Here is a 26,493-nt window from a genome sequence, read left to right as displayed (position 1 = left end):
GCTCCACTACTAAACGCGTAGTATACCCGTGTGCCGGGGCGATTAATTGTCACTGCAAGCAATAAAAGCCTGAGGGTATACTGCCAGCCTATGATGCAAAGCGAACTGTTAATGACTTCACTGCCCGACGCGATCGACCTGCTGATCACGCCGCGCTGGATCGTGCCCGTGGTGCCCTTCGGGCTCGTACTCGAGCACCATGCCATCGCCGTTCATCAGGGCCGTATCGCCGGCATCGTCCCGGTCAGCGCGACGCTTGATCTGAAGATCGGCGAGCGCCGCGAGCTGCCCGAGCACCTGCTGATACCCGGCTTGATCAATGCTCACGGCCACGCCGCGATGAGCCTGTTGCGCGGCATGGCTGACGATCTGCCTCTGATGGAATGGCTTAACGAACATATCTGGCCAGCCGAAGCCCAATGGGTCAACGAAGCCTTCGTGCGCTGCGGCACCGAGTTGGCCATCGCTGAAATGCTGCGCGGCGGAACGACCTGTTTTGTCGATATGTATTTTTACCCTCAGATCGCTGCCAGCGTGGCGCTCGAGTATGGAATACGCGCGCAGGTTGCCTTCCCGGTGATCGACAACCCGATTCCCGGCGCAAGGAATAGTGACGAAGGCATCGCCAAAGGGCTGCGACTGCATGACGAGGTCAAGCACAGCCAATTGGTCAATGTCGCCTTCGGGCCGCATGCGCCCTACACCGTAGGCGACGCGACGCTGACGCGGATCCGCACCCTGGCAGACGAGCTGGACCTGCCAGTGCATATGCATATCCACGAATCGGCTGTTGAAGTCGAAAACTCCGTCCGCCAGACCGGCTTGCGCCCGCTCCAACGGTTGGACCAGTTGAACCTGCTCACGCCGAGACTGCAGGCCGTACATATGACGCAGATCAACGATGACGATCTCGCATTGATCAAAGATCAGGGCGTGAGCGTGATCCACTGCCCTGAATCCAACCTCAAACTTGCCAGCGGCTTCAGCCCGATTCAGCGCATGCTTGATGCAGGCATAAACGTAGCGCTCGGTACTGACGGTGCCGCCAGCAACAATGATCTGGATATGCTTGGCGAGATGCGTACCGCTTCGCTTCTGGCCAAAGGCGTTTCAGGCCAACCTACTGCGATGGATGCGCATACCGCCCTGCGTATGGCAACGCTGGGCGGGGCCCAGGCGTTGTGCATCGGCGAAGAGACCGGCTCCCTGGAGCCGGGCAAAGCTGCAGACATGATTGCAATCGACCTTTCGGGTCTCGATCAGCAACCCGTTCACAACCCATTGTCGCAGCTGCTTTATAGCTGCAATGCCAGCCACGTATCCGACGTCTGGGTAGCCGGCGCGGAAAAGGTCCGCGACGGCAAGCTGCTGGGTGTCGACCAGACCAGACTGCTTGCCGAAGCGCAGGAGTGGGCACGCAAGATTCAACGAGGGAATCAAAATGACGCTTAACGTCGATCGGGCTGAAATTGCCAAATTCGAGGCTCTGGCCAGTCGCTGGTGGGACCGGAACAGTGAGTTCAAGCCGCTGCATGAAATCAATCCGCTACGCACCAACTGGATCGACCAGAAGGTCGGACTGGCTGGCAAGGAAGTACTGGATGTCGGCTGCGGCGGCGGGATTCTTGCCGAAGCCATGGCGCTACGTGGAGCAAAGGTAACCGGGATTGATATGGGCGAAGCGCCTCTGGCCGTAGCCAGCTTGCACAAGCTCGAGTCCGGTATTGATGTTGACTATGAACAATGCACGGCTGAACAAATGGCCGAAAAGCACCCCGGCCGCTTCGATATTGTCACCTGCCTGGAAATGCTCGAGCATGTACCGGATCCGTCTTCGGTGATCCGCGCCTGCGCCACGCTGGTCAAGCCCGGCGGGCACGTCTTCTTCTCGACCATCAACCGCAACCCCAAGTCATTCGCCTTCGCGATTGTCGGCGCCGAGTATGTGCTGCGTCTGTTGCCGCGCGGTACCCACGAATTCGCCAAGTTCATCCGACCGGCGGAACTCGGGGCCTGGTCGCGGCAGGCTGGACTGGATGTGCAGGATATTACCGGTCTGGGCTACAACCCCCTGTTCAAGACCTACAAGCTGGAACGCAGCGTGGACGTCAACTATATGATCCACACCCAGCGCGGAGCCTGATACATGCTCACCAGCGTCCTGTTCGACCTCGATGGCACCCTGCTCGATACGGCGGGGGACTTCATGTCGATCATCCAGGCCATACGTTCTGACCGCGATCTGCCGCCAGCTGATCCTGAATTGGTGCGCCCGACGGTCTCCAACGGTTCGGTTGGCATGCTCTGCGCCGCGTTCGAGACGCAGCCTGACGCGCAGGGCTTTGACGATCTGCGCGAAGATTTCCTCGAACGCTACCAACGCGACCTCGCGGTATTTACCCGCCCCTTCCCTGGCATCGAGCCGCTACTGGACTGGCTGGATGACGAAAGACTGCCCTGGGGCGTGGTTACCAACAAGCTGAGCCGCTTCAGTATTCCATTGCTTGAAGCTGTGGGTTTATCGACTCGCTGTCAGAGCCTGGTCTGCCCTGATCAGGTGACGCGCAGCAAGCCACATCCCGAACCCTTGTTCAAAGCCTGTACGCAAATGGGCGTCAACCCCGAGCAATCGGTATTTGTCGGCGATCATTTGCGTGACATCCAGGCTGGACGAGCAGCCGGAATGCCTACCGTTGCAGCTCTTTACGGTTATCTGCCAGTGGGCGACGACCCCGCGACCTGGCAGGCTACACACAGTATTCATACTGCAGCTGACCTACGCCCCTGGCTGGAACAGCTGCGCTCGCAGGAGTCGTTTTAATGTTTGATTACAACGCACCAGCCGACCTGCTGAAGGACCGCGTTATCCTGGTCACCGGTGCCGGCGACGGCATCGGCCGCGCCTGCGCGCTGAGCTGCGCTGCCCATGGCGCCTCGGTGGTACTGGTGGGCCGCACGCTGTCCAAACTGGAAGAGGTTTACGACGAAATCGAAGCAGCCGGTCACCCGCAGCCAGCGATCTGCCCGTTGAACCTGGAAACAGCAGTCGAGAAGGACTTCGATGATCTGGCTGATCAACTGTTTGACACCTTCGGCAAGCTCGACGGTCTGGTCCACAACGCCGGCCTCCTGGGACCGCGCACTCCGCTGGATACAGTCAAGACCGAGGCCTGGCTCCAGCTCATGCAGGTCAACGTGAACGCGCCGTTCGTGCTGACCAAGGCGATGATGCCTCTGCTGCGAGCAGCGCCGGACGCTTCTGTCGTGTTTGTATCCTCCAGCGTTGGCCGCAAGGGTCGCGCCTACTGGGGGCCCTATGCAGTCAGCAAATTTGCCCTCGAAGGTCTGATGCAGGTATTTGCCGACGAACAGGACGGGACCAGCAAGATCCGCGCAAACAGCGTCAACCCCGGCGCGACCCGGACGTCGATGCGCGCCGCCGCCTACCCGGGCGAACCGCCGGAAAAGAATCCGCAACCTGCCGACATCATGCCGGTATTTCTCTATCTGCTGGGCCCTGACAGCAAGGCCATCAACGGGCAGGCGCTCGACGCTCAGTAGTCATTATTCTGGCGCGTACGTTACGAGACCTCGCGCCTGGACCACCGGGCGGCAAGAAGCTGCCGCCCGGCTTGCCGCCTTGCGCAACCATGCTCTTATCTCCTTGATAAATAACGATATTACATACTGGCACGATTCCTGCTGAAATAATCCAGACCAGCACATAAGGGATCTGCAATGTCGTCCACCCTGGGCAATACCATCGATTTTGATTCAGCGCGCCTGAAACTGGAACTGGCATCCTCCAGCCAGCGAGCAGCTGCTTCGCGCCCGCGGATCACAGATCTGCCAGCCCTGCAGCAACGCCTCGCCCATGTGCTACAGACCAGCCTCGAGCTCGATCGCGTACTAGGCATGTTCTTCGCTCAACTAGCCGAACATATGGCGCTCGATGCGCTGCGCTACAGTCATTCAGCCCATAATATTCTGCTGCAGAATGGCCAAGCCGCCACCCATCGCTGCAACTACCGGATTACCCACGCCGGCGAGTATCTTGGCGATCTGCAGTTCAGCCGATCACAACGCTTCGACGAATATGAACTGGGGCAGATAGAGACCTTGATGGGCACCCTGCTCTACCCGTTGCGCAATGCCTTGCTGTATTACGAAGCCATGCAACGCGCGCTCAGTGACAGCCTCACCGGCGCCGGAAATCGCTTTGCACTCAAACATGCCATGGAACGCGAGATCCCGGCGGCAGTGCGTTACGGCCATTCTCTGGCAATGATCATCATGGATATCGATCACTTCAAGGCGGTTAACGACCGTTACGGTCACGCTGGCGGCGATCAGGCTTTGAAAGCGGTGGTCGAATGCATGCACGACTCCCTGCGCTCGGTCGATAACCTGTTCAGGTTTGGCGGAGAGGAATTTCTGGTGTTGTTGAGCGGTACGGATCACTACGCAGCAGCCCTGATAGCGGAGCGGATCCGCCTCGCCATTGAAGCAATGCACTTCGAGATAAAGGGCGATCGGCTGCGCATGACGATCAGCGCAGGTGTTGCAACCTTGCAGGAGGGTGAAAGCGGTGAGGCACTGCTTGTTCGGTGCGATCAGCAGTTATATCAAGCCAAGCGAAACGGACGCAATTGCGTGGCCAGCTAGCAGGCATTGCCGGACCGCCTGAGCGGTTCGGCAACTCCATTTTGGGATCAGCTGCGTCCGTGCGGTACCTTGGTGCGGCGGATGGTCCGCGCCTGGTGCATGGAAGGCTTGCGTGCCTGACGCTTCTGCTTTTCCTTCTCGCTGGTTTTCATGGCTGGCAATGCGACCGGCTTCAGCCCGACCTCTTCACTAAGGGTATCGATTTCGTTCTGCTTCATTTCACGCCAGCGGCCAACGGGCAGCTCGGCACCTAAAAATACCGGTCCGAAGCGCACGCGCTTGAGGCGGTTGACCCGCACACCCTGTGATTCCCAAAGACGACGCACTTCGCGGTTGCGCCCTTCAAGCAGGCAAACGTGGAACCAACGGTTAATCCCTTCACCACCGGATGACACCACGTCAGTGAATTTGGCCGGCCCGTCATCAAGCATGACGCCATCCTTCAGCCGCTCGATCATATCCTCGTCGACTTCACCCATGACCCTGACGGCATACTCGCGATCCATCTGATACGAAGGGTGCATCAGCCGGTTGGCCAGCTCGCCATCCGTAGTGAACAGCAACAGACCTGTCGTGTTGATATCGAGGCGGCCGATATTGACCCAACGGCCTTGCTTCAAGCGGGGCAGCTGATCAAACACCGTAGGACGGCCTTCCGGATCATCCCGGGTGCAGACCTCCCCTTCAGGCTTGTTGTAAATCAGCACGCGGCGTGACACTTCAGTGGTCAGGTCACGGCGCAACGGGCGACCGTCAACGCTGATCTGGTCGAGGCCGTCTACCCGGCAACCGAGCGTAGCAGGCTGTCCATTGACGTTCACGCGGCCAGCCTGAATCCAGCTCTCGGCTTCGCGCCGGGACGCCAGGCCCATACGGGCGAGTACTTTCTGAAGTTTTTCCCCGGAAACGGGAATAGAGGAATCGTCTGTCTTGTCTGTCATGAGGCACCTCCCGGTGTGTATCGAATCGGAAACAGAGAGCGGGAGAATAGCACTGCCAGCCGGCTAGACGCTAGCGATCATCGGTATCAGGCGCGTCGTCATCAGCGCCGTCTACAGGCAGGTCATTGAAGTCCGTCTTGATGTTCGATTCCATCGAATTGAGCTCGTCAAGCAAGGCATGAAAGCCGGTCTCACCGGCAGCCCCATCCAGCGGGGCCAGCGGTTCGACGGGCAGCCATGGCGCCTGCTCCTCCGAATCCGCTTCTGGCTCCTCGGCACTGGATAACCCGGCTTCAACCTGATCAAGGTCGCGCAACTCTGCCAGGGCAGGCAACTCGCTCAGACTGGTCAGGTTGAAGTAATCGAGGAACTGTCGTGTGGTCGCGTACATTGCCGGGCGACCGGGCACGTCCCGGTGACCAACGATACGTACCCATTCACGCTCCATCAGCGTTTTCACGATCTGACTACTCACCGCTACGCCGCGGATATCTTCAATTTCCCCCCGGGTAATCGGTTGTCGATAGGCAATCAGCGACAGCGTTTCCAGCAGCGCGCGCGAGTAGCGTTGCGGCCGCTCTTCCCAGAGTCGGCTCACCCAGGGCGAATAGGCGTCGCGTACCTGCAGGCGCCAGCCGCTGGCGACTTCCTTGAGCTCAATGGCACGCCCCAGATACTGCTCCTGCAGACGCGCCAGGGCGTTCTGCAGCTGTCGAGTGCTCGGTCTGCCGGATTCGTCAAAGAGTTCGCGCAGGCGGTCCAGCGACAACGGCTTGCCGGCAGCCAGCATCGCGGCCTCAAGAATGTGCTCAAGCGGTGGTTGCTTCATTCTCACCTCGCGCCTTGACGTGAATGGGCGCAAACGACTCGGTCTGCACCAATTCAACCAGTTGTTCTTTTACCAGCTCCAGCACCGCCATGAAGGTGACTACCACACCGAGCCGACCTTCGGTCACGTTGAACAGACTAACGAAGGGCATGAACTGTCCGCCGCGCAGCCGGTCCAGCACTTCGGCCATCCGCTCGCGGGTCGAGAGTAGCTCACGGGTAACCTGATGGCTCTCGAACATGTCCGCCCGCCGCAACACATCGGATAGCGCGAGCATCAGTTCCTGCATGGTGATTTCCGGGTGCGCTCTGGCGGACTGATAGGTTGGCGCCTCGGCGCTGGCCAGCGCAATGTCGCGGCCTACCCTCGGCAGGCCGTCGAGCTCCTCCGCCGCCTGCTTGAAACGCTCGTATTCCTGCAACCGCCGGATCAACTCGGCGCGCGGATCATGATCGTCGTCTTCTTCATCCTTTTGCCGCGGCAACAACAGGCGCGACTTGATCTCGGCCAGCATCGCAGCCATCACCAGATACTCGGCGGCAAGCTCCAGCCGTACCACTTTCATCAGCTCGACGTAGCCCATGTACTGGCGTGTGATTTCGGCGACAGGAATATCGAGGATGTCGATATTCTGTTTGCGGATCAGATAGAGCAGCAGATCAAGCGGCCCCTCGAAGGCCTCGAGAAACACTTCGAGCGCTTCAGGCGGAATATACAGATCCTGCGGCAGCTCGGTGAGTGCCTTGCCGTACACCGTGGCGAATGGCAGCTCATGCTGGGTGCCGGGCGCAAGCGATACGTCAGCCGCCGCCGTGTCGGGGTGTTCCGCGGTAGACGCTGCCTGCTTGTGCTCGGTCTCGTTCATGTTACTGGCGATATTGCAGGCCCATGGCCTGACGCACTTCGGTGAGCGTATCGCGGGCCGCGTCCCGAGCCCGCTCGGTGCCTTCGCTGATGATCAGGCGAACCGCGTCGGGATTGGATTCATACTCGGTGGCGCGCTGCTGCATCGGCTCGAGCTCGGCAGCTATGGCATCGATCACCGGTTGTTTGCACTCGAGACAACCGATGCCTGCGCTGCGGCACCCCTGCTGAACCCAGTCACGGGTGGAGTCATCGTTGTAGACCTTATGGAACTGATACAGCGGACAGATCTCGGGCTCACCGGGATCGTTGCGGCGCACACGGGCAGGATCGGTCGGCATGCGGCGAATTTTCTCGGCGATTTCGTCCGTTGTATCGCGCAGAGTGATGGTATTGCCATACGACTTGGACATCTTGTGCCCGTCCAACCCCGGCATTTTCGAATCCGGTGTGAGCAACTCCTGAGGTTCGGGCAGGATCACCTTGCCGCCCCCTTCCAGGTAACCGAACAACCGCTCCTTGTCACCAAGAGTAATGTTCTGCTGCTCCTTGAGCAGTGCTCGCGCGGTTTCCAGCGCCTCGGTGTCGCCTTGTTCCTGATAAGCGCGGCGCAAGCTCCCGTATAACCTTGCCGCCTTTTTGCCCATCTTGTGAACGGCCGCTTCGGCTTTCTCGGCAAAGCCGACTTCCTTGCCATATAGGTGATTGAAGCGACGCGCGACCTCGCGGGTAAACTCGACATGCGAAACCTGATCCGCGCCCACCGGGACCTGTCCGGCGCGATAGATCAGAATATCGGCACTCTGCAGCAGCGGATAACCCAGGAAGCCGTAAGTAGCCAGATCGAGATCGCGCAGCCGTTCCTGTTGATCCTTGTAGGTGGGGATTCGCTCAAGCCAGCTGACGGGCGTGACCATTGAAAGCAGCAAGTGCAGTTCTGCGTGCTCGGGCACCTGGGACTGAACAAACAGCGTTGCCGAGTTGCCACTGACGCCTGCCGCCAGCCAATCGACCATCATGTCCCAGATACTCTGCTCGATATCCCGCGGTGTTTCGTAATGCGTGGTCAGCGCATGCCAGTCAGCAGCAAAGAAAAAACATTCGTACTCATGCTGAAGCTTGACCCAGTTCTTCAATACACCGTGATAGTGGCCGAGGTGCAAACGGCCGGTGGGACGCATTCCAGACAACACACGGCGCTGGGATTCAACAGAACTCAAGGGGAACTCCTGATATAGGATGGGATTTCATATGGTCATGCAATAACGAAACAGGCGAAATTATACGCGTATTGCCGCCGATTCGTGCTGCCCTGCTCACTCAGAACCACGACTACCACCGAAGGGTTCCGGGTCGCCGAGACCCACCCGGCGAACGTCCATGTCACCGTCCAGCAAGCTGACTACCGTGGTGGGCTCGACCGTGCAGGCACCGCCATCAATGATCAGATCAATTTGCTTTCCGAGGCGATCGCGGATCATCTCCGGATCGGTCAATGGCAGGTTATCGCCAGGCAGCATAAGAGTTACGCTCATGAGCGGTTCGCCCAGCTCCTCGAGCAGCGCCAGGGTAATGCGATGATTCGGAATACGCAGGCCGATCGTACGACGCTTGGGATGCAACAAGCGGCGCGGCACTTCGTTGGTGGCATTGAGAATGAAGGTATAAGGACCGGGCGTATTGGCCTTCAACAGGCGGAATACGCCGTTATCGACCTTTGCATAAACCCCCAGCTCGGAGAGATCCCGGCAGACAAGGGTGAAGTTGTGCTTGTCATCCAGCTGGCGGAGCCGCCGGATACGTTCCAGTGCGTCCTTGTCGCCAAGATGACAACCTAACGCATAAGCAGAATCAGTGGGATAGGCAATTACCCCGCCCTGACGGATAATTTCAGCCGCCTGGCGCACCAGCCTGACCTGCGGATTCTCGGGATGAATCTGGAAATACTGGCTCACGGTACTGTCCTGTCGATATGTCGGGCGTTTCGCCGAAATGCAGCAGCTGTCAATGTTACCGGTATGACGCTAGCCACGATCCAGGTTCAGCGAGTGCCCGGGTTGTTTTGCCTGCATTTTAGCGGCAAAACAGCGGGTCAGCCCACACCGGCGTGCAATCGTCGGGCATCGCCGTCATCTTGCCGAGCGCCATCCAGGGCGAGTCCGGATGATGGAAGTCGCTGCCACAGCTGGCAAAGAACCCGAACTCGATGCTTAGCTTGGCCAGATAGGCCACTTGCTCCGGTGGCTGTTTGCCGTTAACCACTTCGATTCCTCTGCCGCCCGCCTCGGCAAAATCACGCAGTAACCGGCGCAGACGAGAGCGAGTAAATCCGTAATGCCAGGGGTGCGCCATGACCGCGACCCCGCCGGCGGCGCGCAGCGGTTCAATCGCTTCGGCCAGTTCAGGCCAGTGCTGCTTGATATCGCCCAACTTTCCGGCTCCGAGCCACTTGCGAAAGGCTTCAGCACGGTCACGCACATGTCCGGCCTTCACCATCCAGTCGGCAAAATGCGGCCGGGCCGGCGGGCTGTGCAGCTCGGCGCCAGCGCTGCGCTGTATTTCCAACGCGCCTTCAAGCGCCCCCGGCATGTTCTTGCCAGCCAGACGCTGCGCAATCTGCTCGGCGCGCCGCCAGCGCCCTTCCTGCACCCTGTTGATCGCCTCCACCAACCCGGGCGACTGGGGATCGAAGCCATACCCCAGAATGTGCAAGGTATGGCCCTGCCACTGCGCAGAGAGCTCAACGCCGGACACCCATTGCATCCCCAGCGACTCGGCCGTGTCCCGGGCAACCTGTTGGCCATCGAGACAGTCATGATCTGTCAGTGCTACCAGCTCGATGCCGGAGGCCGCTGCCCGACGCATCAACTCGGCGGGCTCAAGACTGCCATCGGAAGCAGTACTGTGCATGTGCAGGTCGGCTAGCAAATCGATCTCCAGTGCAGAATAATTCGGCTATTATGCGTCCCGGACACTGACAACGCCTAATGTAATGGCATAAGTTACCTTTCTTTGAAATCATGCAGGGACCATTCATGTTCTACGCCATCCTCGCCAGCGATTTCCCTGGGACGCTTGAGGCTCGCCTCACTGCGCGGCCTGCTCACCTGGAGCGGCTACAGCAATTGCAGGCTGGCGGCCGTCTGCTGGTTGCCGGTCCTCATCCGGCGATTGATTCGAACGATCCGGGGCCAGCGGGTTTCACCGGGAGCCTGGTTATCGCCGAATTCGAATCATTGCAGGCGGCTGAAGCCTGGGCCCAGGACGATCCTTATGTTGCCGCAGGGGTATACCAGCAGGTGACCGTAAAACCATTCAAACCCGTATTGCCGGCCTGACAAGGAGTCTGACATGCCGAGATCTTTACCGGCTGCGCTATTGCTGTGCTGCCTGAGTTTCCCCGTTTCAACCTTTGCACAGGAGGCAGCCGAGGTCGAAGACAGCGAGGCAGCTACCAGCGAGCAGGATCTGGGCGTATTGCAGGCCGAGCTGGCCCGCATCGAAGCTGAGCGTCAGCGCCTGGCCGATGAATTGGCCACCGGCGCGCATCAGCAGCTGGAGCAACTGGAACAGGAAAATCGGGCACTGCGTGCCGAACGCAACGATATTGACCTGCAAGCCGTCGCCCTGATGGAAGAACAGCGTCAGAAGTGGTTCTTGATTGGCGGCGCAACCGTCGCCGGCAGTCTTTTGCTCGGTTTTCTCGCAGGCAAGGCAGGCGGAGGCCGCAGACGCAGAGAGTGGTTGAATTGAGCGAGCATTCGATCCTCATCATCGACGACGACAAGGAGCTGTGCGAGTTGCTCGTCGACTGGCTGTCTGCCGAAGGCTTCCACATGAGCTGCGCTCACGACGGGTCTGGCGGCCTTGAGATGGCGCGCAGCCAAAGCTTCGAGGCAATCATTCTGGACGTCATGCTCCCGGGCATGACTGGCCTGGAAGTGCTCCGCGCTTTGCGCCAGAGCTGCAACACCCCCCTGCTGATGCTCAGCGCCCGGGGCGAGCCTGTAGACCGCATACTGGGGCTTGAACTCGGCGCCGATGATTACCTGCCCAAGCCATGCGACCCGCGGGAACTGGTCGCGCGCTTGCGCGCGCTGTTGCGGCGAAGCCAGACAGCTGCGCCGGAAAATCACAGTCTGCTGGTAGATGATATCCGCCTCGATACCGCCAGCCTCATGGCCTGGCAGAACGAGCAGCCTTTGCCGCTGACGCAGACAGAAGCGCTCATCCTGCGTACGCTCCTCGAACGCAACGGCCAACTGATCGATCGCCAGACGCTCTCTCGCGAGGCCCTTGGCAAGCCACTTGGCCCGTATGATCGCAGCCTCGACATGCATATGAGCAATCTGCGGCGCAAGCTGGGCATGCACCCCGACGGGCGCCCACGCATCCAGTCGATACGCGGTCGCGGCTACCTGTATAGCTGACCTAAGCAAATGTCAGATTGCTGCAAAGCGAGGCCAGATTTCTTTACACATCCTTTACCCACTCCGGGCTTTGGCTGACAGCTTATCTCCTACACTTGTTCTACCGGCCACCAGGCCATTCACTGCATCGGGAGATACACCCATGAAAAACCTATTACTGGCCAGCGTCACCGCAATCACCATCGGCCTGTCAGGCTCAGCGTTTGCCGGCTCGGACAAAGGCGGCGAACACAAGGATCGATACATGGACCGGCTGAGTGAAAGGCTTGATCTGACGCCTGAGCAGCAGGAGCAGTTTCGCGAGATCAAGAAAGAACAGATGGAAAAGCACCGCGAGATTCATGAGGAATCCAAGGAGCGCATGGATGAAGTGCTGAACGATGAACAGCGCCAGCGTTTCGAGGAGTTTCACAAGGAGAATCGCGAAAAAATGAAGAAAATGCACGGCGACAAAAAGTCGATGAAGTCGGAGAATAACTAAATAGATGCGGCTGTTCTGGAAGGTCTTTGCAGTTCTCTGGCTCGCCACGCTACTGGTCGGAGGCTCGGGATTTCTGGTCAGCCGCGCACTGCAGCAGGACTGGCTCCTGCTGCAGTTTCACCCCCAACTTCGCGACTTCGCCGAGCAACTGGTCGGCACCTATGAGCAGCAAGGACCCGCTGCTGCACAGCACTGGCTCGAGACGCAGCGCCAGGAGCACCGTTTACGGGCTCAGCTCTACGACGATCAGGGAAGAAGCCTGCTCCCCGGGACCCTGCCCGCCCTGCCCCGGTTCGAAACATCCACGCCAGGGCAACAACCACCCACGCGCTTTCGCCATGGCCGCATCTTTCAGCTGGCCTGGAATTCAAGCGCTGCTGACTACCAACTCACGCTGAACATACCGGCGCCGGAGTTATTTCGCTGGCAACGCACTCCGTTTGCGCTGATCGCCAATATCACCCTGGCGATGGCCGTTCTGGCATTCATCAGCCTCGCCCTCAGCCGTTATCTGACGGCGCCCTTGCAGCGTCTGGGCCAAGCGGCACAGCAATTGGCGAAAGGACGATTCGATGCCAGCACGCTGGAACATATAGGACAGCGCCGTGACGAGATCGGCGACCTGGCACGACGGTTCCAGACCATGGGCGACCGCGTTCAGAGCCTGCTGGATAGTCAGCGTCAACTGATGCGCGACATTTCCCATGAGCTGCGCTCGCCGCTGGCCCGTATGCGTCTTGGTCTGGCCATTGGCAGCAAGCAGGAACTGCGTCCGGATGATCCGTTATGGCAACGGCTGGACAAGGAATGCACGCGCGTTGACCGGCTGATCGATGACATTCTCACGCTGAGTCGGCTCGATACGCAGGATTTGCCCCCCGAGCAGTTTGATCTCGACTGGATGGTCAATGACGTGGTGGAAGATGCACGCTTCGCAGCCCACGGCCAGCAGACGCTGGAGATCGACGGGCATACGCATGCGACGTTGCGCGGCTGGCCGGAACAGTTGGCGGCGGCGCTGGATAACCTGCTGCGCAACGCGTTGCGATTTTCGCCAGCCGATGGCGTCATCCGGGTACGCCTGGAGACAACACGCCGCAGCTACCGGATCAGCGTCGAGGATCAGGGACCAGGCGTGCACGAAGGATGGCTGGAACAACTGGGAGAGCCCTTTGTGCGCGTACCGGAACAACCCGCCGACAGTGGACACGGTCTGGGCCTCGCCATTGCACGAAGAGCCGTTGCCCGGCATGCCGGCACGCTATCGTTCAGCAACCGACAGGGCGACGGTTTCATTGCAATCATCGAGCTAGACAAGAACCCACAGACCCAGGGATTGTAGCGTTTCGGCCGGCCCCGCCCCTGCGGATGGGGCGCCTAGGCTTCTGGCCAGGCGCGGAAAAACTCGTCGACCTCCAGCTGTGGAACGCTTTTGCGCATGCCGGCGGGGTGTCCGACATAGAGGAAGGCTGCGATCAGTTCATTGTCCGCCACACCCAGCCCCTCCCGCACGATCGGATCGTAAGCCAGATCGCCCGTTCGCCATACCGCTCCCAGTCCCATTGCATGCGCAGCGACCAACATATTGCCTACTGCAACACCGCAGGACAGGTCCTGTTCGATAGCGGGCACTTTCGGATGCTCGATATGGCGCCCTATCGCAATAATCATCAACGGCGCGCGTAATGGCAGCCCCTGATAGCGCGCCAGGGTGTCCGGCGAAAGATCTTCGGTTTGTGCCAGGGCGGCCCGCCCGAACAATTCCCCAAGCCGCTCAAGCCCTTCGCCTTCCAGCACAAGGAATCGCCAGGGTCGCAAGTAGGCGTGATCCGGCGCGCGCAGGGCTGCCTTGAACAGGGCATCACGTTGAGCAGCGGTGGGTACCGGCCCCGTAAGCCGCGGTACCGATACTCGCTCATGCAATGCCTTTAACGCGTCCATCGATTCGTTACCTCGGTCTGATTGTCGGTTGGCTGACCGACGCTGATTATCATTGCCTGCCTTGACATAGCATTCACAACTCATCCTCTTCCAGCTGACGCGCCCTGTACTGCCCCGGCGGCATTCCGAACCAGCGCTTGAAGGCACGAAAGAAATTGCTTGGATCAGCGAAGCCGAGCAGATAGGCAATCTCCAGCAAGGTCAGGTTCGGTTGCACCAGGTACTGCTGGGACAGTTCACGCCGCGTTTCGTCCAGCAACTGCTGAAAGCTGTTGCCCTCCTCCTGCAGCCGACGCTGCAGGGTGCGGGTGCTCATATGCAGCGCGCTGGCCACGGCCTGACGCTTCGGTTCGCCCTGCGGCAAGAGCCGACACAAGGCCTGGCGTGCCAGATGACTTATCCGTGAGTCGTCGAAGCGTGCCAGGTATTCGGTGGCCAGACGATCATGTATCCGCGCCAACTCCAGATTGGCAGTGGCCAGCGGCTGTTCGATCACATCGCGGGAAAAACTCAGACTATAAACGCCTGCGTCGAACACCAACGGGCATGCGAACACTTGCTGGTAAGCACTGACATCGGCGGGCTCAGGATAGGCAAAACACGCTTTCAACGGAACGATGTCCCGACCTGTCATCCAGCGACAGAACGCCAGTGCATAGGCAAGCGCTGCGTCATGGCTCTGCCTTGAGACCGGTAAACGGTCGCCGTGTATCGAAACCACCAGCGCGTAACTGTCAGGCCTGATCTGCAAGTCGAGCGCGGCTGCCTCGCCAAGGATGCGCTGGTAACGCACCAGTCTGCCAAACGCTTCGCCCAGGGTGCTGCTGGACATCAGGGCATAGCCGACAACGTTGAAGTGAGCGGGACGGACTATCCTGGCCATGTTCAGCCCGATGGCAGGATCACCGGAACGCGATACCGCCAGTTGCCACAACCGTGTCATCTGGTCCTGGGGGATGCGCGCGTCGGGATCGTCCAGCAGGGCGCTATCGAGGCCCAGTTCGGCAAGCAGGCCGCGTCCGTCCATTCCGCTCAACGCCAGCGCGTCGACGATGGCATGGGCCCAGCTTGAAGATGTGGTTCGCTCAACGGTCAGCAATGTCGCTCCTGATCAGACGGATTGAGGTAAAACACGGAGTAGCGCAATCGTAGTGAACGGCGCGAGAATGCGAACCAGGGGCAGGGCTTTGGCCTGAATGGTCATACAAAGCGTGCCGTGCACCGTTAGACTGACAGCCAGCCCGCGACCATAACAAGAGGCATCTTCATGCACCAGCCAGGCACTGACTCCACCGCGCAACCCAAACGCTTCAATTCTTTCGCCGAGTTCTACCCGTTCTATCTCAGCGAACACAGCAACGATACCAGCCGCCGCCTGCACTACGTTGGCAGTCTACTGGTCCTGGCTATTTTGATCTATGCGCTGGTCAGCGAGAGTTGGGGATTGCTGCTGCTGTTGCCTGTCGCCGGTTATGGTTTCGCCTGGGTAGGACACTTCTTTTTTGAGAAGAACAGACCCGCCACCTTCGAATACCCTCTCTACAGTTTCATGGGTGACTGGGTGATGCTACGGGACGCTCTCACCGGACGCATCCGTTTCTGAGATTGTCCACAGCGCGACAGTCCGACTTGTAGCCGGGCACCTATGATCAGCTAAAACGAGCCCCCGGAGAATTTCGAGATGGATGAACAACGCGCCACCTTCCGCACCATGCAAGACGGTACCCCCGAGGACTGGAATATCATTTCCGGCCATTTCAGGTCCTTCGCCCGCGAGCTGCCAGACCGGATCATGGCGCATCTGAAACTGCTGGATGGCGATTTTGGCGGGTTCCCGATTGACCGCCTTGAGCATTCCTTGCAGACCGCAACCCGGGCGCACCGTGACGGGCGCGATGAAGAATATGTCGTCTGCGCTTTGCTGCATGATATCGGCGACACCCTTGGCTCGTTCAACCATCCGGATATAGCGGCCGCCATGCTCAAGCCGTTCGTCTCTGAGGAGAATCTCTGGATGGTCGAAAAACATGGGGTATTCCAGGGCTACTACTTCTTTCATCATCTGGGCATGGACCGACATCTGCGAGAGCAGTTCAAGGACCATCCGCTCTATCAGCGCACCGCCGAATTCTGCGCCTTGTATGATGCGCCCGCCTTCGATCCGGACTACGCAAGCGAACCGCTGGCGTTCTTCGAGCCCATGCTGCGCAGAGTATTTGCCCGCCCGCGCCAGTCGATCTACAAGACCGAGCGCGAAGCATCCTGAATCTGCCGACAGGCTGGCAACCCACACGCCAGCCTCGTCCGTTCCCCGGCACGACAAAGGCTTTCAACCGAGACAGTTGCATATTATGATCCGCCTGGGATATTCCCCGGGCTGATCGCCGGGACATGACCCGCGTCTAGGGTCTGTTGACGTTTCATCGCGGCCGCGACGGAGGCCCGTTTGGTGCAGAACAAGGCGCGAGGAGAGAAATTTGGTTGTTCCAAATGAGCGACGAGTAACGCGGTTCTGGGCTAAACGGGACCCGTCCCTTCGGGTTGCGCGGCAAATGACGCCAAGCGACGTTGCGGGACTTGGCAAGGGAACAACCATTACCTGCGCCCCGCGCCTTGCCTGGCGACATTTGACACAGCAACGCGGCTCGCGATGAAACGTCAACAGACCCTAGCGGACGCGTCTCGAGAATACGATCAGCCACGGCCGTCGTGATGGCCAAGGAACCGCTGACGATGAATATGCACAAACGCCTGAAACCTGTCAGACCTCCTTTGGAAGGCTACTATTCCAGAGTCATGGCGTACCTGTGCGTGGCCATCACGTTTATCGCGATAGCAGTCGAAGACGGCGTGTCGCCACTCAATGTCTCGGTGACCGTTTACGCGCTGCTCTTCCCGCATCTCGCGCAACTTGCACTGGACCGTCTGCGGCGGATCGAGGGGTTGCGCAGCCGCCTCGCCCTGCTTGCCCTCGACGGTTTGCATACAGGCATATTCGTCACGCTGTGCCAGTTCAACATCGTACCGAGCCTGGTGTTCATCATGTTGCTGAGCCTCGCCAGCATCATCGTTGGCGGGCCGCTGTATCTTCTGGCCAGCTGGTTGCTGGCCGTGGTCGGGTTATTGGTTACCTCTGTCATTACCTCACCGCAGCTGGAGCTCTACAGCGGAGCGCTGGTGAATTTCACCAGCCTGGCCAGCGGGGCGACCTTCACGGTCATCGTTGCAGCCTTCGTTTACCACCAGGGCCGCAAGCTGGAGCAGGCGCAGAAAGTCATCAGCGCCGAGCAGGAAAAAACCAACCTGTTAGCCAGCAACCTGTCCAAATACCTCTCGCCCCAGGTATGGGAATCGATATTCGCCGGCAAGCAGTCGGTCACGCTGGAAACCCGCCGCAAGAAATTGACGGTGTTTTTCTCGGATATCCGCGGATTCACCGAGCTGGCAGAGGAAATGGAAGCCGAAGCGCTGACCGACCTGCTGAATAATTACCTGAATGAAATGTCCCGCATCGCACTTCAATACGGTGGCACCATCGATAAATTTATCGGTGACTGCGTCATGGTGTTCTTTGGCGATCCCGCCACCCAGGGTGCGAAGCAGGACGCCGAGGCAGCAGTATCCATGGCGATCGCCATGCGCAAGCACATGAAGGTGCTTCGTCAACAATGGCGCAGCCAGGGCATTACCCGCCCGCTGGAAATCCGCATGGGTCTGAGTACCGGCTACTGCACCGTCGGTAACTTCGGCGCGGACAATCGCATGGACTACACCATCATCGGGCGCGAAGTGAACCTGGCGAGCCGGCTGGAGAATGCAGCTGAGGCTGGAGAAATTCTGATACCACACGAGACCTGGGCACTGGTGAAGGACCTGGTCATGTGTCGGGACAAGGGGCAGGTAATGGTCAAAGGCTTCTCCAAGCCGGTACAGGTTTACCAGGTGGTTGGCTTACGTCGCGACCTGGGCGCAGCGCCCAGCTTTGTCGAGCATGAGCTTCCCGGTTTCTCCATGTATCTGGATACCTCCAATATCCGCAACTACGACAAGGACGAAGTCATCAAGGCACTCGAACATGCGGCGCAGAAGCTCAAGGACAAGGTCATCGTCTGAATCTGCGCCGCCCGCTTCTGAGACCTCCATCTGAATTCCCCGAGAAGCTCACGCGTCCTATAACAGCTCGTATACAATACGCGGCGATCCAGTTTCATATGCAGGCCCCGTTACCATGCTCAAACGCTTCATCCTTCTTTTCCTGGTCGCCCTGACCCCGCTGAGTCATGGCGAGGAATTGCGCACGGGCCTGGTACTGTCGGGTGGTGGCGCGCGGGGCATGGCGCACATTGGTGTGCTGAAGCAGCTGGAAGAACTGAACATACCCATCCATGCGATAGCGGGCACCAGCCTTGGCGCGGTTATCGGCGGACTTTACGCAGCAGGCTATAGCGCCGATGAGCTGGAAAAGATCGCACTGGAGACTGACTGGCAGAACGCGCTGAGCGACACCCCCCTGCGCCAGGATATTCCCTTCCGGCGTAAACAGGACGACCGCGATTTTCTGGTCAAGCAGCGTCTGAGCTTTGATCGCGGGCGGCTGAGCTTCCCACTCGGCTTCCTTCAGGGACAGAATCTCGGTCTGATTCTCGAAACCCTATTGGTTCACACCAACGATATCGACGACTTCGATCTGCTGCCGATCCCTTTCCGCGCGGTTGCGACCGATATCGCCACAGGTGAAGCAGTAGTCTTCGAAGAAGGACATCTTCCTCTCGCGATTCGCGCAAGCATTGCCATACCCGGCTTTTTCGCCCCGGTAACAGTTGATGGCAGGCTGCTGGTCGACGGCGTGCTGTCCAAGAACGTGCCGGTGGATGTTGCCCGCGAGATGGGCGTGGATCGCCTCATTGTGGTGGATATCGGTACCCCGCTACGCTCGACAGATGAACTTGAATCCATTGTCGACATCATGGACCAGACCACCACCCTGTTGACCCGCCGCAACACCCAGGAACAGCTTGCGACACTGGGACCACAGGATTTGCTGCTGCAACCGGAGCTGGGCGATATCGGCTTTAGCAGCTTTGCCGAAGTCGCTGATGCTATTGCGGCCGGCGAGCGAAGCCTGACCGGAACCAGCGAGGTTCTGGCCTTTTCTGCGCCGGCGTCCGAGACCCGGCCGGGCGGTAATATGGCGACGGTCCGTCCGCAACGCCGGCCGGTGATCGACGAGATCAAGGTCTTGAACAGCGGAATCGTCGCCGATCAGGTTGTGCGCAACATGATCCGCCAGGAGATTGGCCAGCCACTGAATCTCGAGCGCCTGGAAAAGGACATGGGCACAATTTATGGCACCGATTACTTCAGTCGAGTCAACTACGAAGTGCTCCACGGCGATGACAGCAATACCTTGCTGATACGTACCTCCGGACGCCAGACCGGGACGGACTATCTGCGGCTGGGGCTCAACTTGGAAGACGATTTCCGTGGCGGAAGCCAATTCAACATTGGCGCCAGCTTTCGCGTTAACGGCGTGAATCCATTGGGAGCGGAATGGCTGACGCGGCTGCAGGTCGGCGAACGCCAACTGGTATACAGCGAGTTCTATCAGCCGCTGGATTACGGGTCGCGCTATTTCGTTGCGCCCTTCATTGACGCCGAAGCACGCAATATCGAGGTGCTTTCCGATGGCGACCCGGTGGTCGATTACCGTCAGGTACGCTACGGCGCGGGGCTGAATATCGGCAGGCAGATTTCCACTCACGGCGAAGTACGCTTCGGGATCTCCCGCTACGAGGGTGAAGCCAAGGTGCGCGTGGGCGATCCTGAACTGCGCTCCTTCAGTTTCACTGAAGGGTTCTACACACTGCAGCTTGATCGGGACACGCTCGACAACGTCAATTTCCCGCGTTCAGGCGACGAAGGCCGACTCGTCTGGCGGCAGTCGGAGCCGAATCTGGGCGCCGATTCGCGCTATCAGCAATTCGAATTCCGCTATAACAAAGCGTTCGCCAGCGGTCCGAACAGCTTCCAACTGGGGGGCTTTCTGGGACGTACGGACAGCAACGTAGACATCGCCCAGAGCAGCTTCCTGCTGGGCGGCCCCGGCATGTTTTCCGGTTTCCGCCAGAGCGGTGTGGCCGGGCAGAACTACAATCTCGCACGGCTCGTGTATTACCGACGCCTGAACCCCACCACCTTCCTGCCGGTAAACATGCCGATATACCTTGGCGGCAGCTTTGAATACGGGCGGATCTACAACAAGGATACGGACGGTCTGGATACCGGATACATAGGCGCTGGCAGTCTGCTGCTGGGGCTGGACACCTTTCTTGGCCCGCTATTCTTTGGCGTCGGCTCCAACCAGGAAGGCGAAAGCGCGTTGTATATGCGCCTCGGCCAGACCTTTTAGGAACCCACTCCTAGCTTTTTTCTAGCCAGCGATCTCAAGCATCAGCGCTGCACGAATACAGTGCAGAATGCCCTCGTCCACCGGCTCGTCCAACTGCCTGGCAAGCGTCCGCACACCCGGCAGGTCTTCTTCGGCTTCATTGAGGAATGCATCCTGAATGCGCTGAAGTTGCATGGGTGGTAAATCAATCGCGTGATGTAGCTCTATCTGACCGGTGCTGATCGCCTGCGCCAACTGCATGTAAACCTGCTTGACCGGCTGTCCCAGCTGCTGCGCAATCTGTTCCGCGCTCATGCCCGCCAACGCTAACGCCTGCGCTTCCTGCGCCTTGTTCAGTGCATTCTGCGCCTCGGGCGTCCTGTCCGTATCGCCTAGCATGACCTGCAGGAAATCCGCGCCATAGCGTTCAAGCTTGTGGGAACCGATCCCGCTGACCAGGCCCATGTCCTGCAGCGAGGCCGGACGCTGGCGCAGCATATCCACCAGCGTCGAGTCAGGGAAAATCACATAGGGCGGAACCCCGTGGGATTCGGCCAGACGTTTGCGCAGGGCTCGCAGTTGTTCCCACAGCGGCTTGTCGGCCTCGGCGATTACCGGCTTGTCGGCATAGCGACCCGGCGACGGCGTCGCACGGGCGACATCCTTGCGCAGGGCCAGACTCTCCTCCCCACGTAGCAGCGGCCGGCAGGCATCGGTCAAACGCAAGCTGCCGAAGCCATCCAGATCGATCTCTGCCAGCCCCCGGGCGAGAAGCTGACGGAAGACCGAGCGCCACTCCTGCTCGGCCAGATGCTTGCCAATGCCGTAGGTCGACAGATGCTGATGTCCAGCGGTGCGAATCTTCTCGTTATCGCGGCCCAGCAGAATATCCACCAGATGGCCGACGCCATAACGCTGGCCGCTACGATAGATGGTAGACAAGGCCATGCGCGCGGCTTCACTACCGTCCCAGGTAGCGACGTCGTCAACACAGTTGTCGCAGTGGCCACAGGGTTGTTCAAGCTGATCACCGAAGTAACTCAGCAGCGATTTGCGCCGGCAGGTGGTGATCTCACAGAGCGCCAGCATAGCGTCCAACTTGTGGCGCTCGATGCGTTTGTGCCGTTCGTCGCCATCTGAATTGGCCAGGAACTGGTTGAGCGTCAAGACGTCCTGCAACCCATAGGCCATCCAGGCGTCGGCGGCGAGCCCGTCACGCCCTGCCCGGCCGGTTTCCTGATAGTAAGCCTCGATACTTTTGGGCAGATCCATATGCGCCACGAAACGCACATTGGATTTATCGATCCCCATACCAAAGGCAATGGTCGCCACCATGATCAGCCCTTCCTCGTTGAGAAAGCGCTTCTGGTTGAATGCACGCAGCTCTGCTGACAACCCGGCGTGGTAAGGCAGCGCAGGCCAGCCTTGCTCGCTGAGCCAGTGCGCCGTGTCCTCGACCTTCTTGCGCGACAGGCAATAGACGATTCCGGCATTGCCGCGATGCCCGGACAGAAAGCTCAACAATTGTTGCCGGGGTTTATCCTTTGCAACGATGCGGTAAAAGATGTTCGGTCGATCGAATCCGGAAACGAAGCAGGCGGCTTGCTCGAGTTTGAGCCTTTGCTGGATTTCCTGCCGGGTTCGCTCATCTGCGGTCGCAGTGAGCGCTATGCGCGGCACGGCGGGAAAGAGTTCGGCCAGTTGCCCGAGCTGCAGATATTCCGGGCGGAAGTCGTGGCCCCACTGCGATACGCAGTGCGCTTCATCGATTGCGAACAGGGCGATATTCAGGCTTTGCAGGAAGTTGAGCGTGCGTGGCTTGAGCAAACGTTCGGGGGCCAGATAGAGATAATCCATCTCGCCCCGCCGCAGGCTGTTGGCGATATCGCGCTGAGCCTGCTCATCCAGTGTGGAATTCAGCGCAGCCGCTTTCAGGCCCAGCTCATTGAGCGTGGCAACCTGATCATCCATCAAGGCGATCAAGGGTGAGACCACCACCGTCAGTCCGGCCCGCAACATGCCCGGAACCTGGTAGCAGAGCGATTTTCCGCCTCCCGTGGGCATCAGCACCAGGGCGTCCCCGCCGCGTGCTACCTGATCGATGATATCCGCCTGCTGCCCACGAAATTCGGCGTAACCGAAGACTTCCTGCAGCCGCTCCAACGCTTGCTCGCGCATGTTTCTCCCGGGGCCGTCCGGTCGAGTCGCGCCCGCGACAGAATCCGGCTGGCCATTGCCTTTTCAATACAAGACGACAAGCCCTGGCGGCTTGTCGGATCGGGATTATATCAGCCCATAGCTTCGCTATTGCCTACAATCGGATAGAGTCCGCTTCGGTAGTCTTTCGACCAGGTCGTGCCGAAATGCGAACCACCGCTAATCCGTTGGTATTAAGCGGTAGCATGAGTACAATGCCAGCACTATTAATGATGAGGTGTCCCATGTCCTTCGCTGATCAACTCGACCGCCTGCAGCAGTTTCTGGATGCGGATGATCTTCACGACGAAGCGCTCGATTACCAGGCCGGGCATGGCTTCCTGACTGCCCTGTGTATCAGCCCCGTCGAGGTCTCCGAGGAAGAATGGATTTCCGAGCTTTTTTCCGAAGAGCCCAATTACACAAACGACGCGCAGAAGCAGGATATCGAAGGTACCCTGCGCGCTCTCAAGGCTCATATCAGCCGGGAACTGGCCAGCGATGAAGATCTGGAACCGCCGTGCGAGCTATCGCTGGGTGAGGAGCCGGATTATTCCGATCTGCGCAGCTGGTGCGTTGGCTTTCTGGAGGGCGTGTTCCTGCGCGAAGAAGACTGGTTCGATCAGGAAGAGGAAATTGTCAGCGAGCTGTTGTTACCGATCATGGTCGGCTCGGGTCTGTTTGATGACCAGCCTGAATTCGCCGAGATCGCCAGCGACCACGACATGGTTGAGGAGATGATGGAGCACATTCCAGAAGTGCTCACTCAGCTGTTCCTGTTGTTCCACGCACCCGAAGACAAACCCAAACCTGCCCTGCTCGCGCCGCGGCACTGATCGCCGGTTGCATCGGGTGCACGAAGCAGCGCCGTCCGCTGCTTCGCTCGCCCGACGGGCGGTACCCTCGCTGCATCAGCCCCGCTCCCTGCCCCAACACCTTCATCCGTTGCGCTTTTCCCTGACGATCATCCTACCGCTCATGATACTGCTGTTGTTCTGCAGGTCAGGCTCTGCCCATGCATGGGATATGACGCAAATCATGCAGCAGACCGACGAGCTCTACGAACCGGACCGAGCCGCGCGCAAGCGAATACAGGCTTGGCATGCCTTGCTTGATGAACAGAAGCTTGCCAGTACCGAAGCGCAGCTGGACACCGTTAACCGTTTTTTCAACGCGCTGCTGCTGTTTGCCGATGACAGCCTAATCTGGGGCGAAGCTGATTATTGGGCGACGCCGGTTGAATCACTGGTAAACGGCTCAGCTGACTGTGAAGATTTCGCCATCGGTAAATACTTCAGCCTGCTGAAGTTGGGGATACCAGGCGAGCAGTTGCGCCTCACCTACGTCAAGTCGCTGAAGCTGGACCAGGCACATATGGTGCTCAGCTTTTACCCGACGCCTCTCAGCGAACCCTTGATTCTGGATAACCTGGTGCGCAAGATCCTGCCTGCCTCCCGGCGGAGCGATCTGCTGCCGGTGTACAGTTTCAATTCGCAGGGGTTATGGTTGCCCGGCAAGGCGAACAACCGCCGTGTCGGATCGTCCCGGAAACTGCCCCAATGGCAGGAGCTGGCAAGGAAAATGCGCGACGAGGGCTTTGAAATGCCCCTAAGGACAGCACAATGAAAACATCCCTGGTCCGGCAGTTAACGCTGGCGATATGCCTGTTCTTGCTGATCGCCGTCGGCGGCAGTTTCTTGATCAGTCTCGATAATGCCCGAGACCAGCTGCGCCTGCAGCTCGGCTCACACGCGCAGGACGCAGCGACTTCCCTGGGGCTGTCGCTCGGGCCGCACATTCGCGATCAGGCGATGGTCGAGCTGATGATCAACGCCATGTTCGACAGTGGTCACTTCGCACGCATTCGCGTCTCGTCCCTTGAAAGCGGTGACGTACTTGCCGAGCGCTACCAGACCACGACGGATACAACCGCACCGGCCTGGTTCAGCCGTCTGGCAAACATCCAGCCGCAACCGGGTAGCGCGACGGTCATGGACGGCTGGCAGCAGGCTGCCGAGGTGGACGTGCTCAGCCATCCACAGGCTGCGCTCGAGAGCTTCTGGCGGAACGCCCAGCGCATTCTGGCCTGGCTGTGTCTGTGCGCCCTGATCAGCGGACTGTTCTGCACTGCTCTGCTCAAGCGCCAGCTGCAACCGCTTCGCGCCATCATCGCCCAGGCGCAGGCGATAAGCCGCCGCGAGTACCGGATCAATGCGGACTTGCCAGCCACCGTCGAATTGCAGCCCATAACCGCTGCGATGAACCAGATGGCAAGCACCATCGAGACTTTGTTCGCAGAAGAAGCGGCACGTAGCGAAGGATATCGTCACCAGGCTTATCATGATTCGTTGACGGGCCTGCCGAACCGGTTAGCGCTTGGCCACGCTCTGGCCGCCGCCACGGCACCCGGCGAAACAGAGGCTGGCCATGTCCTGGCAATCCAATTGAACGGCCTCGACAAAATCAACCAGCAACTTGGCGCCGAATCTGCTGATGCGCTGCTGCAATCCATCGCAGCGCCGCTCAAGCGCCGACAGGCGATCAACCCTGCCTGGCAATGCAGCCGATCGCGCGGTGGCGAATTTATCGTATTGGCGCCTGGTGCCACTGCCGAGGAGCTGCAGCCATTGATGGATGAGTTCTGCAGATTGGCCGCCGAACTGCTTCCAAACGCAGTATTGGGTCCGGAACCGCTGAGGCTAGGCATCGCAGCCTATCAACCCGGAGACACCCCGCAGATGATAATGAGCCGTGTCGACCAGGCATTGACTGAGCCGGCCAGCTGGATGGCGGAAAGCACGCCGTCAGGGTAAAGGAAAGCCCGCCATGCGCCAGCAATCGCTGGCGTCGAGCAGCATGTGAATAAGCAGCCCGATACCCACCAGGCGGGTGACACTCCACAGAGATAGCAGCAGATAGCCGGTAATAGCGGTATAGGTATGCAGAGGATGGAAGCCGATCGAACAGCGGTTGGCAGCGAAAATCGGCTCAGCGAGCAGATGATCCACATCGACCAGCATTGTCAGCAGCATGATCGCCCACGCCCGTCCCCATTGCTGCCGGAAGAAAATCAATGCCACCGCGAGTGGGACCAGCGCATGCAGTGCCAGGTGGATCGCAGTCGCTATCAAGCGTTCTGACCTGCCGCCAGCCAGCGCTGAAACAACGGCAGCACAGCGTCCGCCGATTGGTAACCATTGGTCAGCAAGGCCAGCGCACCATCGCGTTGTGCCAGCAATGTCGGAAAGCCCGCAATGCCCAGATCGCGTGTCCATGAAATGTCGGCGGCGAGCGCGGCGCGGGTGATCTCTGCATCATAGACGTGGCTGAACGCCACGCGGTCGTAACCAGCCAACTCCGCCAGATCCATCAGCACCGATATCTGCCCAACGTCAGCGGCGCGCGTATAGAACGCCATCTGGATATGGCTGATCCACAGCGCCAGCCTGTCAGCATCGAGCTCCCGCCCTACCACCAGCGCCCGGCATACCGGCTCGGTGTTGAAATGAAAGTCGGCCGGGAGTTCATCAGGGGTGGCAAAGGGTTGCCCGGAAACGGATGCGACAGCCTGCCAATGTTCGGCAAGCGCCGCCCTGCCGCTCTCATTCAGGGTTTCGCCACGTCCAGGCCGCAGGCCGCCCGCTACGAAGTGAACCGGCACGTCCGGTGCGAGCTGCTGGATCTGCTCCATTACCGGTGCGAACCCCCAGCACCACGAACACATGGGATCCATTACGTAAATCAGCCGCTGGGACATG

27 protein-coding genes and 1 pseudogene are annotated in these 26,493 nt (G+C 59.4%); 17 read left to right on the top strand and 11 right to left on the bottom strand.

Features of this window, described 5'->3' with window-relative positions; all coding sequences use genetic code 11:
* The first annotated feature begins 111 nt into the window (after nucleotides 1–111).
* From HG264_RS01925 to HG264_RS01905, 5 genes are all read left to right on the top strand, one after another.
* On the top strand, nucleotides 112–1,452 hold the full coding sequence (locus tag HG264_RS01925; RefSeq protein WP_169406076.1) for a TRZ/ATZ family hydrolase: 1,341 nt from the start codon (nucleotides 112–114) through the stop codon (nucleotides 1,450–1,452).
* Nucleotides 1,442–2,143: a bifunctional 2-polyprenyl-6-hydroxyphenol methylase/3-demethylubiquinol 3-O-methyltransferase UbiG gene (gene ubiG / locus HG264_RS01920; protein WP_169406075.1), complete on the top strand. Its 702-nt coding sequence runs from the start codon at nucleotides 1,442–1,444 to the stop codon at nucleotides 2,141–2,143. The genes HG264_RS01925 and ubiG overlap by 11 nt, the downstream gene beginning before the upstream one ends.
* A gap of 3 nt (nucleotides 2,144–2,146) precedes the next feature.
* Complete coding sequence (locus tag HG264_RS01915) at nucleotides 2,147–2,821, top strand: HAD family hydrolase (RefSeq protein ID WP_169406074.1); 675 nt, start codon at nucleotides 2,147–2,149, stop codon at nucleotides 2,819–2,821.
* Entirely contained in the window at nucleotides 2,821–3,561 is a 741-nt protein-coding gene (locus tag HG264_RS01910; RefSeq protein ID WP_169406073.1) for a YciK family oxidoreductase, read from the top strand. Before HG264_RS01915 ends, HG264_RS01910 begins: the two co-directional genes overlap by 1 nt.
* Nucleotides 3,562–3,738: 177 nt before the next feature.
* On the top strand, nucleotides 3,739–4,665 hold the full coding sequence (locus HG264_RS01905) for a GGDEF domain-containing protein (protein ID WP_169406072.1): 927 nt from the start codon (nucleotides 3,739–3,741) through the stop codon (nucleotides 4,663–4,665).
* A gap of 65 nt (nucleotides 4,666–4,730) precedes the next feature.
* Here HG264_RS01905 and rluB read toward each other — a convergent pair.
* From rluB to HG264_RS01875, 6 genes and pseudogenes are all read right to left on the bottom strand, one after another.
* A pseudogene (rluB, locus tag HG264_RS01900) lies at nucleotides 4,731–5,606 on the bottom strand (23S rRNA pseudouridine(2605) synthase RluB); the annotation flags it as partial.
* Nucleotides 5,607–5,676: 70 nt separating this feature from the next.
* Nucleotides 5,677–6,435, bottom strand: coding sequence for an SMC-Scp complex subunit ScpB (scpB, locus tag HG264_RS01895; protein WP_169406070.1), 759 nt, complete (start codon nucleotides 6,433–6,435; stop codon nucleotides 5,677–5,679).
* Nucleotides 6,416–7,300 carry a ScpA family protein gene (locus HG264_RS01890; RefSeq protein ID WP_169406069.1) on the bottom strand — a complete coding sequence of 295 codons (885 nt, stop codon included), beginning with the start codon at nucleotides 7,298–7,300 and terminating at the stop codon, nucleotides 6,416–6,418. The genes scpB and HG264_RS01890 overlap by 20 nt, the downstream gene beginning before the upstream one ends.
* Nucleotide 7,301: 1 nt before the next feature.
* On the bottom strand, nucleotides 7,302–8,519 hold the full coding sequence (locus HG264_RS01885) for a tryptophan--tRNA ligase (protein ID WP_178102799.1): 1,218 nt from the start codon (nucleotides 8,517–8,519) through the stop codon (nucleotides 7,302–7,304).
* 96 nt (nucleotides 8,520–8,615) lie between these two features.
* Nucleotides 8,616–9,254 (bottom strand): L-threonylcarbamoyladenylate synthase, encoded by a 639-nt coding sequence (locus HG264_RS01880; protein WP_169406068.1) that lies wholly within the window; start codon nucleotides 9,252–9,254, stop codon nucleotides 8,616–8,618.
* 118 nt (nucleotides 9,255–9,372) lie between these two features.
* A complete protein-coding gene (locus HG264_RS01875) occupies nucleotides 9,373–10,227 on the bottom strand; it encodes a PHP domain-containing protein (protein WP_169406067.1) in 855 nt (284 codons plus the stop codon).
* A gap of 107 nt (nucleotides 10,228–10,334) precedes the next feature.
* On the opposite strand from HG264_RS01875, the gene HG264_RS01870 reads away from it, so the two are divergent.
* The 5 genes from HG264_RS01870 to HG264_RS01850 all read left to right on the top strand — a co-directional run bounded on the left by HG264_RS01870 (nucleotide 10,335) and on the right by HG264_RS01850 (nucleotide 13,552).
* Nucleotides 10,335–10,637: a YciI family protein gene (locus HG264_RS01870; RefSeq protein ID WP_169406066.1), complete on the top strand. Its 303-nt coding sequence runs from the start codon at nucleotides 10,335–10,337 to the stop codon at nucleotides 10,635–10,637.
* Nucleotides 10,638–10,650: 13 nt separating this feature from the next.
* Nucleotides 10,651–11,052, top strand: a complete 402-nt coding sequence (locus tag HG264_RS01865) for a hypothetical protein (protein WP_169406065.1) — start codon at nucleotides 10,651–10,653, stop codon at nucleotides 11,050–11,052.
* A complete protein-coding gene (locus HG264_RS01860) occupies nucleotides 11,049–11,729 on the top strand; it encodes a response regulator transcription factor (protein ID WP_169406064.1) in 681 nt (226 codons plus the stop codon). The genes HG264_RS01865 and HG264_RS01860 overlap by 4 nt, the downstream gene beginning before the upstream one ends.
* 142 nt (nucleotides 11,730–11,871) lie before the next feature.
* Complete coding sequence (locus tag HG264_RS01855; protein WP_169406063.1) at nucleotides 11,872–12,210, top strand: Spy/CpxP family protein refolding chaperone; 339 nt, start codon at nucleotides 11,872–11,874, stop codon at nucleotides 12,208–12,210.
* Between the two features lie 4 nt (nucleotides 12,211–12,214).
* Entirely contained in the window at nucleotides 12,215–13,552 is a 1,338-nt protein-coding gene (locus HG264_RS01850) for a HAMP domain-containing sensor histidine kinase (RefSeq protein WP_169406062.1), read from the top strand.
* Between the two features lie 35 nt (nucleotides 13,553–13,587).
* Here the strand turns inward: HG264_RS01850 and HG264_RS01845 are convergent, their stop codons facing one another.
* A complete protein-coding gene (locus tag HG264_RS01845) occupies nucleotides 13,588–14,151 on the bottom strand; it encodes a nitroreductase (protein ID WP_169406061.1) in 564 nt (187 codons plus the stop codon).
* A gap of 73 nt (nucleotides 14,152–14,224) precedes the next feature.
* Nucleotides 14,225–15,250 carry an AraC family transcriptional regulator gene (locus tag HG264_RS01840; protein ID WP_256663740.1) on the bottom strand — a complete coding sequence of 342 codons (1,026 nt, stop codon included), beginning with the start codon at nucleotides 15,248–15,250 and terminating at the stop codon, nucleotides 14,225–14,227.
* Nucleotides 15,251–15,418: 168 nt separating this feature from the next.
* On the opposite strand from HG264_RS01840, the gene HG264_RS01835 reads away from it, so the two are divergent.
* From HG264_RS01835 to HG264_RS01820, 4 genes are all read left to right on the top strand, one after another.
* On the top strand, nucleotides 15,419–15,754 hold the full coding sequence (locus HG264_RS01835; RefSeq protein ID WP_169406060.1) for an Mpo1-like protein: 336 nt from the start codon (nucleotides 15,419–15,421) through the stop codon (nucleotides 15,752–15,754).
* Between the two features lie 78 nt (nucleotides 15,755–15,832).
* Nucleotides 15,833–16,417, top strand: coding sequence for an HD domain-containing protein (locus HG264_RS01830; protein ID WP_169406059.1), 585 nt, complete (start codon nucleotides 15,833–15,835; stop codon nucleotides 16,415–16,417).
* Nucleotides 16,418–16,884: 467 nt separating this feature from the next.
* A complete protein-coding gene (locus tag HG264_RS01825) occupies nucleotides 16,885–18,264 on the top strand; it encodes an adenylate/guanylate cyclase domain-containing protein (RefSeq protein WP_169406058.1) in 1,380 nt (459 codons plus the stop codon).
* 115 nt (nucleotides 18,265–18,379) lie between these two features.
* Nucleotides 18,380–20,560 (top strand): patatin-like phospholipase family protein, encoded by a 2,181-nt coding sequence (locus HG264_RS01820; RefSeq protein WP_169406057.1) that lies wholly within the window; start codon nucleotides 18,380–18,382, stop codon nucleotides 20,558–20,560.
* Nucleotides 20,561–20,581: 21 nt separating this feature from the next.
* Here HG264_RS01820 and recQ read toward each other — a convergent pair whose 3' ends face one another.
* The gene (gene recQ / locus HG264_RS01815; RefSeq protein ID WP_169406056.1) at nucleotides 20,582–22,717 is read right to left on the bottom strand and encodes a DNA helicase RecQ; all 2,136 of its coding nucleotides are present in this window, start codon (nucleotides 22,715–22,717) and stop codon (nucleotides 20,582–20,584) included.
* Nucleotides 22,718–22,980: 263 nt separating this feature from the next.
* On the opposite strand from recQ, the gene HG264_RS01810 reads away from it, so the two are divergent.
* From HG264_RS01810 to HG264_RS01800, 3 genes are all read left to right on the top strand, one after another.
* Complete coding sequence (locus HG264_RS01810) at nucleotides 22,981–23,571, top strand: YecA family protein (RefSeq protein ID WP_169406055.1); 591 nt, start codon at nucleotides 22,981–22,983, stop codon at nucleotides 23,569–23,571.
* Between the two features lie 190 nt (nucleotides 23,572–23,761).
* Complete coding sequence (locus HG264_RS01805; protein WP_256663739.1) at nucleotides 23,762–24,361, top strand: transglutaminase-like cysteine peptidase; 600 nt, start codon at nucleotides 23,762–23,764, stop codon at nucleotides 24,359–24,361.
* Nucleotides 24,358–25,548 (top strand): LapD/MoxY N-terminal periplasmic domain-containing protein, encoded by a 1,191-nt coding sequence (locus tag HG264_RS01800; RefSeq protein WP_169406054.1) that lies wholly within the window; start codon nucleotides 24,358–24,360, stop codon nucleotides 25,546–25,548. The genes HG264_RS01805 and HG264_RS01800 overlap by 4 nt, the downstream gene beginning before the upstream one ends.
* On the opposite strand, the gene HG264_RS01795 is transcribed toward HG264_RS01800, so the two are convergent.
* Together HG264_RS01795 and HG264_RS01790 are read right to left on the bottom strand one after the other, a co-directional pair.
* Nucleotides 25,540–25,866 carry a DUF6122 family protein gene (locus HG264_RS01795; RefSeq protein WP_169406053.1) on the bottom strand — a complete coding sequence of 109 codons (327 nt, stop codon included), beginning with the start codon at nucleotides 25,864–25,866 and terminating at the stop codon, nucleotides 25,540–25,542. The two genes, HG264_RS01800 and HG264_RS01795, sit on opposite strands and share 9 nt — an antisense overlap.
* Nucleotides 25,863–26,492, bottom strand: a complete 630-nt coding sequence (locus HG264_RS01790; RefSeq protein ID WP_169406052.1) for a DsbA family protein — start codon at nucleotides 26,490–26,492, stop codon at nucleotides 25,863–25,865. The genes HG264_RS01795 and HG264_RS01790 overlap by 4 nt, the downstream gene beginning before the upstream one ends.
* Nucleotide 26,493 lies beyond the last annotated feature (1 nt).

Source organism: Pseudomonas sp. gcc21 (genome assembly GCF_012844345.1).
In the GTDB taxonomy this organism is placed as follows: domain Bacteria; phylum Pseudomonadota; class Gammaproteobacteria; order Pseudomonadales; family Pseudomonadaceae; genus Halopseudomonas.
This window is presented reverse-complemented; position numbering and strand designations above follow the sequence as displayed.

Bases quoted from the DNA above. Each gene is read 5' to 3' on its own strand.
- HG264_RS01925 (WP_169406076.1), top strand. From the start codon at position 112: ATGACTTCACTGCCCGACGCGATCGACCTGCTGATCACGCCGCGCTGG.
- ubiG (WP_169406075.1), top strand. From the start codon at position 1,442: ATGACGCTTAACGTCGATCGGGCTGAAATTGCCAAATTCGAGGCTCTG.
- HG264_RS01915 (WP_169406074.1), top strand. From the start codon at position 2,147: ATGCTCACCAGCGTCCTGTTCGACCTCGATGGCACCCTGCTCGATACG.
- HG264_RS01910 (WP_169406073.1), top strand. From the start codon at position 2,821: ATGTTTGATTACAACGCACCAGCCGACCTGCTGAAGGACCGCGTTATC.
- HG264_RS01905 (WP_169406072.1), top strand. From the start codon at position 3,739: ATGTCGTCCACCCTGGGCAATACCATCGATTTTGATTCAGCGCGCCTG.
- scpB (WP_169406070.1), bottom strand. From the start codon at position 6,435: ATGAAGCAACCACCGCTTGAGCACATTCTTGAGGCCGCGATGCTGGCT.
- HG264_RS01890 (WP_169406069.1), bottom strand. From the start codon at position 7,300: ATGAACGAGACCGAGCACAAGCAGGCAGCGTCTACCGCGGAACACCCC.
- HG264_RS01870 (WP_169406066.1), top strand. From the start codon at position 10,335: ATGTTCTACGCCATCCTCGCCAGCGATTTCCCTGGGACGCTTGAGGCT.
- HG264_RS01865 (WP_169406065.1), top strand. From the start codon at position 10,651: ATGCCGAGATCTTTACCGGCTGCGCTATTGCTGTGCTGCCTGAGTTTC.
- HG264_RS01855 (WP_169406063.1), top strand. From the start codon at position 11,872: ATGAAAAACCTATTACTGGCCAGCGTCACCGCAATCACCATCGGCCTG.
- HG264_RS01850 (WP_169406062.1), top strand. From the start codon at position 12,215: ATGCGGCTGTTCTGGAAGGTCTTTGCAGTTCTCTGGCTCGCCACGCTA.
- HG264_RS01845 (WP_169406061.1), bottom strand. From the start codon at position 14,151: ATGGACGCGTTAAAGGCATTGCATGAGCGAGTATCGGTACCGCGGCTT.
- HG264_RS01835 (WP_169406060.1), top strand. From the start codon at position 15,419: ATGCACCAGCCAGGCACTGACTCCACCGCGCAACCCAAACGCTTCAAT.
- HG264_RS01830 (WP_169406059.1), top strand. From the start codon at position 15,833: ATGGATGAACAACGCGCCACCTTCCGCACCATGCAAGACGGTACCCCC.
- HG264_RS01825 (WP_169406058.1), top strand. From the start codon at position 16,885: ATGAATATGCACAAACGCCTGAAACCTGTCAGACCTCCTTTGGAAGGC.
- HG264_RS01820 (WP_169406057.1), top strand. From the start codon at position 18,380: ATGCTCAAACGCTTCATCCTTCTTTTCCTGGTCGCCCTGACCCCGCTG.
- recQ (WP_169406056.1), bottom strand. From the start codon at position 22,717: ATGCGCGAGCAAGCGTTGGAGCGGCTGCAGGAAGTCTTCGGTTACGCC.
- HG264_RS01810 (WP_169406055.1), top strand. From the start codon at position 22,981: ATGTCCTTCGCTGATCAACTCGACCGCCTGCAGCAGTTTCTGGATGCG.
- HG264_RS01805 (WP_256663739.1), top strand. From the start codon at position 23,762: ATGACGCAAATCATGCAGCAGACCGACGAGCTCTACGAACCGGACCGA.
- HG264_RS01800 (WP_169406054.1), top strand. From the start codon at position 24,358: ATGAAAACATCCCTGGTCCGGCAGTTAACGCTGGCGATATGCCTGTTC.
- HG264_RS01790 (WP_169406052.1), bottom strand. From the start codon at position 26,492: ATGTCCCAGCGGCTGATTTACGTAATGGATCCCATGTGTTCGTGGTGC.